The organism is Hydrogenophaga sp. (genome assembly GCF_026125825.1).
GTDB lineage: Bacteria > Pseudomonadota > Gammaproteobacteria > Burkholderiales > Burkholderiaceae_C > Hydrogenophaga.
The window spans coordinates 42,275-48,731 of record NZ_JAHCKK010000027.1; the positions used below are offsets into that span (position 1 = coordinate 42,275).

At 68.5% G+C, this 6,457-nt stretch carries 9 protein-coding genes; 6 read left to right on the forward strand and 3 right to left on the reverse strand.

What is annotated here, in order from left to right; all coding sequences use genetic code 11:
- Positions 1-7: 7 nt before the first annotated feature.
- Positions 8-586, reverse strand: coding sequence for a PAS and helix-turn-helix domain-containing protein (locus KIT86_RS11305; RefSeq protein ID WP_297398352.1), 579 nt, complete (start codon positions 584-586; stop codon positions 8-10).
- A gap of 87 nt (positions 587-673) precedes the next feature.
- Here KIT86_RS11305 and KIT86_RS11310 point away from each other — a divergent pair, with 87 nt between their 5' ends.
- Genes KIT86_RS11310 through KIT86_RS11320 form a run of 3 tightly spaced genes read left to right on the forward strand, consistent with a single transcriptional unit; the run spans position 674 to position 2,925 of the window.
- The gene (locus KIT86_RS11310) at positions 674-1,486 is read left to right on the forward strand and encodes a thymidylate synthase (protein ID WP_297398354.1); all 813 of its coding nucleotides are present in this window, start codon (positions 674-676) and stop codon (positions 1,484-1,486) included.
- 22 nt (positions 1,487-1,508) lie between these two features.
- Positions 1,509-2,411: a DMT family transporter gene (locus KIT86_RS11315; protein WP_297398356.1), complete on the forward strand. Its 903-nt coding sequence runs from the start codon at positions 1,509-1,511 to the stop codon at positions 2,409-2,411.
- 4 nt (positions 2,412-2,415) lie between these two features.
- A complete protein-coding gene (locus tag KIT86_RS11320) occupies positions 2,416-2,925 on the forward strand; it encodes a dihydrofolate reductase (protein ID WP_297398358.1) in 510 nt (169 codons plus the stop codon).
- On the opposite strand, the gene KIT86_RS11325 is transcribed toward KIT86_RS11320, so the two are convergent.
- Positions 2,901-3,560 carry a transcriptional regulator gene (locus KIT86_RS11325; protein ID WP_297398360.1) on the reverse strand — a complete coding sequence of 220 codons (660 nt, stop codon included), beginning with the start codon at positions 3,558-3,560 and terminating at the stop codon, positions 2,901-2,903. The two genes, KIT86_RS11320 and KIT86_RS11325, sit on opposite strands and share 25 nt — an antisense overlap.
- A gap of 70 nt (positions 3,561-3,630) precedes the next feature.
- Between KIT86_RS11325 and KIT86_RS11330 the strand changes: the two genes are divergently transcribed.
- The 3 genes from KIT86_RS11330 to xth all read left to right on the forward strand — a co-directional run bounded on the left by KIT86_RS11330 (position 3,631) and on the right by xth (position 6,279).
- Positions 3,631-5,073, forward strand: a complete 1,443-nt coding sequence (locus tag KIT86_RS11330) for an MFS transporter (RefSeq protein ID WP_297398362.1) — start codon at positions 3,631-3,633, stop codon at positions 5,071-5,073.
- Positions 5,074-5,082: 9 nt separating this feature from the next.
- Complete coding sequence (locus KIT86_RS11335) at positions 5,083-5,400, forward strand: tetratricopeptide repeat protein (RefSeq protein ID WP_297398364.1); 318 nt, start codon at positions 5,083-5,085, stop codon at positions 5,398-5,400.
- 102 nt (positions 5,401-5,502) lie between these two features.
- On the forward strand, positions 5,503-6,279 hold the full coding sequence (gene xth / locus KIT86_RS11340; protein WP_297398366.1) for an exodeoxyribonuclease III: 777 nt from the start codon (positions 5,503-5,505) through the stop codon (positions 6,277-6,279).
- 36 nt (positions 6,280-6,315) lie between these two features.
- On the opposite strand, the gene KIT86_RS11345 is transcribed toward xth, so the two are convergent.
- Positions 6,316-6,457: helix-turn-helix domain-containing protein (locus KIT86_RS11345; protein WP_297398368.1), on the reverse strand; the 142-nt coding region annotated here is incomplete at its 5' end.

A 6,457-nucleotide genomic window follows, 5' to 3' on the forward strand; every position in this document is an offset into this window, starting at 1 on the left:
GCCGCGCTCAGGGCGAGGGCGGCATGCCCAGGATGCGCGCGATCAGCTCGCCGGTGGAGTTCACGTCCAGCTTGCGCATGAGCCGCAAGCGGTGCGCCTCCACCGTGCGGTGGCTGACGTTGAGGTCCTTGGCGATCTGCTTGCTGGTCAGGCCGGTGATGACCCGCGCCGCGATCTCGCGCTCGCGCGCGGTCAGCGGCGCGTTCACCGGGCGGGCCTCGCTGATGTCGTCGAACACCCAGATCACCGACGCGAAGGGCGACTCCGGCGTGAAAGAGCGCCCGGACACCGCGCACCAGAACATGCGCCCGTTGGCATGTCGCATGATGCGCTGGTCCCGGTGGTTGCCGTTCTGCCGCATGCTGGCCACCCAGGTCTCGCCGATGTGCTCGAACTCTTCGTGCGAGGGGTACAGCATCTCGGTCGATTGCCCGACCAGGGCACTGACCGGGTAGCCGAACATCTCGGACATGGCGCGGTTGCAGCGTTCGATGATGCGCTGACGGGTCACCATCAAACCGACGGGCGCCAGTTCGAAGATCATCTCGGGCTCGGCGATCGATTCAGACAGGGTCTTGGGATTCATCGGGCATCGGCGTGATGGGCCATTATGGCGCAGGGGTTCGGCCCGCAGCCGCCTCGGCCCCGGCCCGAAACAGGCACAATTCCCACCATGACCGACCGCCCCATCCGCTCGCAGTACGAAGATTTCATGCGCCACGTCTACACCACGGGCGTGCAGAAAACCGATCGCACCGGCACCGGCACCACCAGCGTGTTCGGCCACCAGATGCGCTTTGACCTCCATGAAGGTTTCCCGCTGGTGACCACCAAGAAGGTGTTCACCAAGGCCATCATCGTCGAGCTGCTGTGGTTCCTGCGTGGCGACAGCAACGTGAAGTGGCTGCAGGAACGCGGCTGCACCATCTGGGACGAATGGGCGCGCGAAGACGGCGACCTCGGCCCGGTGTATGGCGTTCAGTGGCGCAACTGGCCCACACCGGACGGGCGGCACATCGACCAGATCAGCGAGGTGGTCAAGCAGCTCAAGACCCAGCCCGACTCGCGCCGCATCATCGTGAGCGCTTGGAACGTGGCGGACCTCGACAAGATGGCCCTGATGCCCTGTCACGCGTTCTTCCAGTTCTACGTGGCCAACGGCAAGCTGAGCTGCCAGCTCTACCAGCGCAGCGCCGACATCTTCCTGGGGGTGCCGTTCAACATCGCCAGCTACGCGCTGCTCACGCACATGCTGGCGCAGCAATGCGACCTGGACGTGGGCGAGTTCATCTGGACCGGCGGCGACTGCCACATCTACAGCAACCACCACGAACAAGTGCAGACGCAGCTCGCGCGCGCCCCGCTCCCCTACCCCACGCTGCGCATCAAGCGGCGCCCCGCATCGATCTTCGACTACGAGCTCGACGACTTCGAGATCCTGGACTACCAGCACCACCCGGCCATCAAGGCGCCGGTGGCGGTCTGAACCCGCACCCGCCCTCGGCCACGTGATCACCCGCCGCCAGCTCTGGGCGCTGCTCGCCCTCACGATCATGTGGGGCGTGAACTGGCCGATGATGAAGCTCTCGCTGCAGGAGCTCACGCCGCTCTACTTCCGCGCCAGCACCATGATGCTGGGTGCGCTCGGCCTGTTCATCTATGTTGCCAGCCAAGGCGAGCGCATGCGCCCTGCGCGCGCCGAATGGGCCGCCATCGCCTGGCTTGGCCTGCCCAATGTGCTGGGCTGGCACACCCTGTCGATCTTCGGCGTGCAGGAACTCGCCTCGGGCCGCGCGGCCATCCTGGGCTTCACCATGCCGATCTTCACCGTGCTCATCGGCGCGGCCTTCTTCGGCGAGCGCATCACGCCGCGCGTGCGCGCGGCCGTGGTGTGCGCAGGCACCGCCATCGCGCTGCTGCTGTGGCACGAGCTGCAAAGCCTGAGCGGCCGGCCCACGGGCATCGCGTGGATGCTGGGCGCTGCCTTCTGCTGGGGCGTGGGCACGCTGCAGTTCCGCCGCGCCCACCTCACGCTCTCTCCCATGGTGGTCACGGTGTGGATGCTGCTGCTGGGCAGCGGGGTGGTGGGGGCGCTGGCCGTCGCGCTGGAACCGGTGCCCCGGCTGGCCGGATTCTCGGCGCCGATGTGGATCAGCCTGCTCTATGGCGTCTTGATCAACTACGGGGTGGCCCAGCTGATCTGGTTCGGCATGGCGCGCAACCTGCCTCCGGCCACGAGCGCCATGAGCGTCATGGCGATCCCGCTGGTGGGCACGCTGAGCGCGACCTTCATCGTGGGCGAGGTGCCGCACTGGCAGGACTGGGCCGCCATCGGATTCGTCATGATGGCCATCGCCAGCGTCCTCTGGCCCTCGCGCGGCGCGACCGCGGCAGCCAGGGCGGCACAATAGCCCCATGCTCCAGCCCACCACCCGATTGCACCTCATCTTCGCGCGCGCCGCCAATGGCGTGATCGGCAAGGACAACGCCCTGCCCTGGCACCTGCCTGAGGACATGGCGCACTTCAAGCGCACCACGCTCGGCCATCCCGTGATCATGGGGCGCAAGACCTGGGACTCGCTGCCACCAAAGTTCCGCCCGCTGCCGGGGCGGCTCAACATCGTCGTCACGCGCGATGCCCAATGGCACGCCGAAGGCGCTGCCCGTGCGAATTCGCTGCCCGAGGCCGTGTCTTTGTGTCCGGCAGGCTCGGACGCGTGGGTGATCGGCGGCGCGCAGATTTACGCCGCCGCCCTGCCGCTGGCCCAGACCGTGGTGGTCACCGACATCGCGCGCGATTTCGAGGGCGATGCCCACGCACCGGTGCTGGGCCCCGAATGGCGGGAGACCTCGCGCGAAGCACACACGTCCGCCAACGGCCTGCCGTTCGCGTTCGTCAACTACGCCCGGGCCACCACGCGGTAGACGCAGCGCGGCGCACCGGCGAGCACGTGCTGCTCGCGCGTGACGCGGCCGTCGCAGCCGACGATGTCCTGGAACAGTTGCAGCTCCGATCGGCAAAAGCCCTGGCAGCTGCGGGCGGCGGCACAGATCGGGCAATGGTCCTCGATCAGCAACCAGTCCTTGCCATCGCGCTCCACCCGCGCCATGTAGCCCTCTTCGCTGCGCACCGCCGCCAGTTGCTCCAGGCGCCTGGCGAGCGTTTTGCCGTTGCAGCGCTGCTGGTACAGGGTGCGGGCATCGGCCTCGCGCTGTGAGATCAGGCGCGCCAACCCCTGCTCGCCAAACAGCTGCCGCACCGAGCCGATCAACTGCACGGTCAGATGCGCATGGGCATCGGGAAAACGGCGGTGGCCCGCCTCGGTGAGCGCCCAGCTCTGACGCGGCCGACCCACGCCGAGCGCAGCCTCCTGAAAGCCTTCGAGCCAACCCGCCGCGACCAGCTTGAGCACCTGCAGGCGCGCCGCCTCTGGCGTGAGGTCCAGCGCACGCGCCAGGTCGGCAGTGGCGGTCGGCCCCCTGGTCTTGATCAGGAACAGGATGCGTTCCGCCGTGGGCGATGCACCTGGGTTTTCCGGGTGTTTACTTGCATTCACCATGGCCGGGTCCTAATATGCAAACAATTGCTTGGATAATAGCCGCGCTGCTGCGCACTGTCGAGAACCGCCCATGTCTTCACTCACCGCCCCTTTACCCGCCACGGCCTCCTGGGGTGATCTGCTCAAGGGCAAAAACGGCTGGCTCGCGCTGGCACTGACCGGTGGCGTTGCCCTGCACGCGATCAATGTGCATATCGTCACCACGGTGCTGCCTTCCGTGGTGAAGGACATCGGCGGGCTGGACTGGTACGCCTGGAACACCACCTTGTTCGTGGTGGCCTCCATCATCGGCGCCGCGCTTTCGGTGCGCGTGCTGGCCTCGCTCGGGCCACGCGGCGCCTGCCTGGCGGCGCTGGGCCTGTTCGCGCTCGGTTCGGCGGTGTGCGCCAGCGCGGGCACCATGGGGTGGATGTTGATCGGCCGCAGCGTGCAGGGCCTGGGGGGCGGCACCCTGGCGGCCCTGAGCTACGCCCTGATCCGGGTCGTGTTCGAGCCCGCCCTGTGGCTGCGCGCGGTGGCATTGGTCTCCGGCATGTGGGGCATTGCCACGCTGTGCGGCCCGGCGGCCGGCGGGCTGTTTGCCGAAGCGGGCCACTGGCGCTGGGCGTTCTGGATCCTGCTGCCGATCTCGCTGTCGCAAGCCCTGGTGGTGATGGTGCAGTTGCGCCCCGCGCCCGGTGCCACCGCGAGCCGCGGGCAGAAACCGGAGGTGCCGTTGGTGCAAGTGGGTCTCCTGGCCGGCTCCGTGCTGCTGATCGCGGCAGGAAGCCTGTCGCCGCTGCTGTTGTGGCAAGGCCTGGGCGTGGCCGGTGGCCTGGCGCTGGGCGCCGCCGCCGTCGCGGTGGACCGTCGGGCGGTGGTGCGCCTGCTGCCGTCAGGTGCGACGGCGCTGGGCTCACCGCTGGGTTCGGTGTACGCCATCGTGGCGCTGCTGCTGGTGGGCATGACGACCGAAATCTACGTGCCCTATTTCCTGCAGATGCTGCACGGCCAGACGCCGCTCGCGGCGGGCTACCTCACCGCGGCCATGGCTGCCGGCTGGAGCGCAGGCTCCCTGTTGTCGTCCGGGCGCGGCGGAACCACGGCCGACCGCCTGCTGCGGGCCGGCCCGCTGCTGACCACCCTCAGCCTGCTGGCTCTGGCGGTGGTGATACCGGTCGGCGAAAACCTGGGCCCGGGGGTTCGCCTGCTGCTTTGCGGCCTGACCCTGGCCGGTGCCGGGGCCGGCGTGGGCATCGGCTGGCCTCATCTGCTCAACCGCGTGCTCAACCTCGCGCCGGCCGGCGAAGGCGGCGTGGCATCGGCCGCCATCACCACCATCCAGCTCTATGGCATGGCGATCGGCGCTGCGGTGGCGGGCCTGGTGGCAAACGCCGCAGGCCTCAGCGACCCCGGTGGCCCGGCCGGCGCGCGCTCTGCCGCGGTCTGGCTGTTCGCGAGCTTCTCCCTGGCACCGGCCCTGGCAACCTGGCTGGCGCGCCGCATCACCCGCGCGCCGGGCGTTCACCCCTAAGGAGATGCCATGCGCGAACGCCTCGAGCAGATGCTGGCCCAGGGCCGCGACAACGCCCTGCTGCGTTTCGGCCTGGGACAGGCCTGCCTGAGAGACGAGGACGCCGAAGCGGCGGCCCTGCACCTGACCCAGGCGACGGCGCAGAACCCAAGGCACTCGGCCGCCTGGAAACTCCTGGGCGTGGCGCTTCGCCGCCTCGAGCGCCTGGACGCGGCCGAAGCGGCCTGGACCCAAGGCGTGGCGGTGGCCGAACAACAGGGCGACCACCAGTCGGTCAAGGAGATGAGGGTCTTCCTCCGACGCCTGCGGCGCCCTCCCGCGCAGTGACACCCCCCTGCGGCCGGGCCGCGGTTCATCGCATACTTGGCACTTCCGGCTGCACGGCCGGCACGCACCATTTCGCTGACCAACCATTCCGATGGGTCCCCCATGAAACTCGCCACCTGGAACATCAACTCCCTCTCCGTGCGCCTGCCTCAGGTGCTGGACTGGCTGGCCGCCAATCCGGTCGATGCGCTGGGACTGCAGGAACTCAAGCTCGTGGACGAGAAGTTCCCGCACGACGCGCTCAAGGAAGCGGGTTACCACGCCGCCGTCTTCGGCCAGAAGACCTACAACGGCGTGGCCATCCTCAGCCGCACCCCCGTCACCGACATCGTGCGCAACATCCCGCAGCACACCGACGACCAGTCGCGCGTGATCGCCGCCACCCTGGACACACCCGACGGCCCGCTGCGCCTGGTCAACTGCTATTTCGTCAACGGCCAGGCGCCGGGCAGCGAGAAGTTTGCCTACAAGATGCTCTGGCTGGAGGCGCTGCACCGCTGGCTGCAGGAAGAACTGAAGGTGCACCAGCGTTTGGTGCTGATGGGCGATTTCAACGTGGCGCCGGAAGACCGCGACTCGTTCGACCCTGTCGGACTGAAAGACACGATCCACCACACGGTGGAAGAGCGCGCGCATTTCCAGGCCTTGCTCGACCTGGGACTGACGGATGCCTACCGCCTGTTCGAGCAGCCCGAGAAAAGCTACTCGTGGTGGGACTACCGCATGCTGGGCTTCCAGAAGAACCGGGGGCTGCGCATCGACCACATTCTGGTGAGCGAGGCGCTGCGCGGCCGCGTGACGGCCTGCCAGATCGACCGGCTTCCGCGCAAGAACCCCCAGCCAAGCGACCACGCGCCGGTGGTGGTGACGCTGGGCTGAGCCAGCCGCACCAAGGCGAACCAAACCCGTCGCGGCCTACTCCAGGTTCAGTTCCTGGATCTTGCGGGTGATGGTGTTGCGGCCGATGCCCAGCTTGTGCGCCGCCTCGATGCGGCGCCCGCGTGTGCTGGCCAGCGCGGCCTGGATCAGGCGCGCCTCGGCGCGGCCGACCAGGGTG

What these genes read in the sequence shown, in the direction of transcription:
- KIT86_RS11305 (WP_297398352.1), bottom strand. Translation starts at nt 586, where the DNA reads ATGAATCCCAAGACCCTGTCTGAATCGATCGCCGAGCCCGAGATGATC.
- KIT86_RS11310 (WP_297398354.1), top strand. Translation starts at nt 674, where the DNA reads ATGACCGACCGCCCCATCCGCTCGCAGTACGAAGATTTCATGCGCCAC.
- KIT86_RS11320 (WP_297398358.1), top strand. Translation starts at nt 2,416, where the DNA reads ATGCTCCAGCCCACCACCCGATTGCACCTCATCTTCGCGCGCGCCGCC.
- KIT86_RS11325 (WP_297398360.1), bottom strand. Translation starts at nt 3,560, where the DNA reads ATGGTGAATGCAAGTAAACACCCGGAAAACCCAGGTGCATCGCCCACG.
- KIT86_RS11330 (WP_297398362.1), top strand. Translation starts at nt 3,631, where the DNA reads ATGTCTTCACTCACCGCCCCTTTACCCGCCACGGCCTCCTGGGGTGAT.
- KIT86_RS11335 (WP_297398364.1), top strand. Translation starts at nt 5,083, where the DNA reads ATGCGCGAACGCCTCGAGCAGATGCTGGCCCAGGGCCGCGACAACGCC.
- xth (WP_297398366.1), top strand. Translation starts at nt 5,503, where the DNA reads ATGAAACTCGCCACCTGGAACATCAACTCCCTCTCCGTGCGCCTGCCT.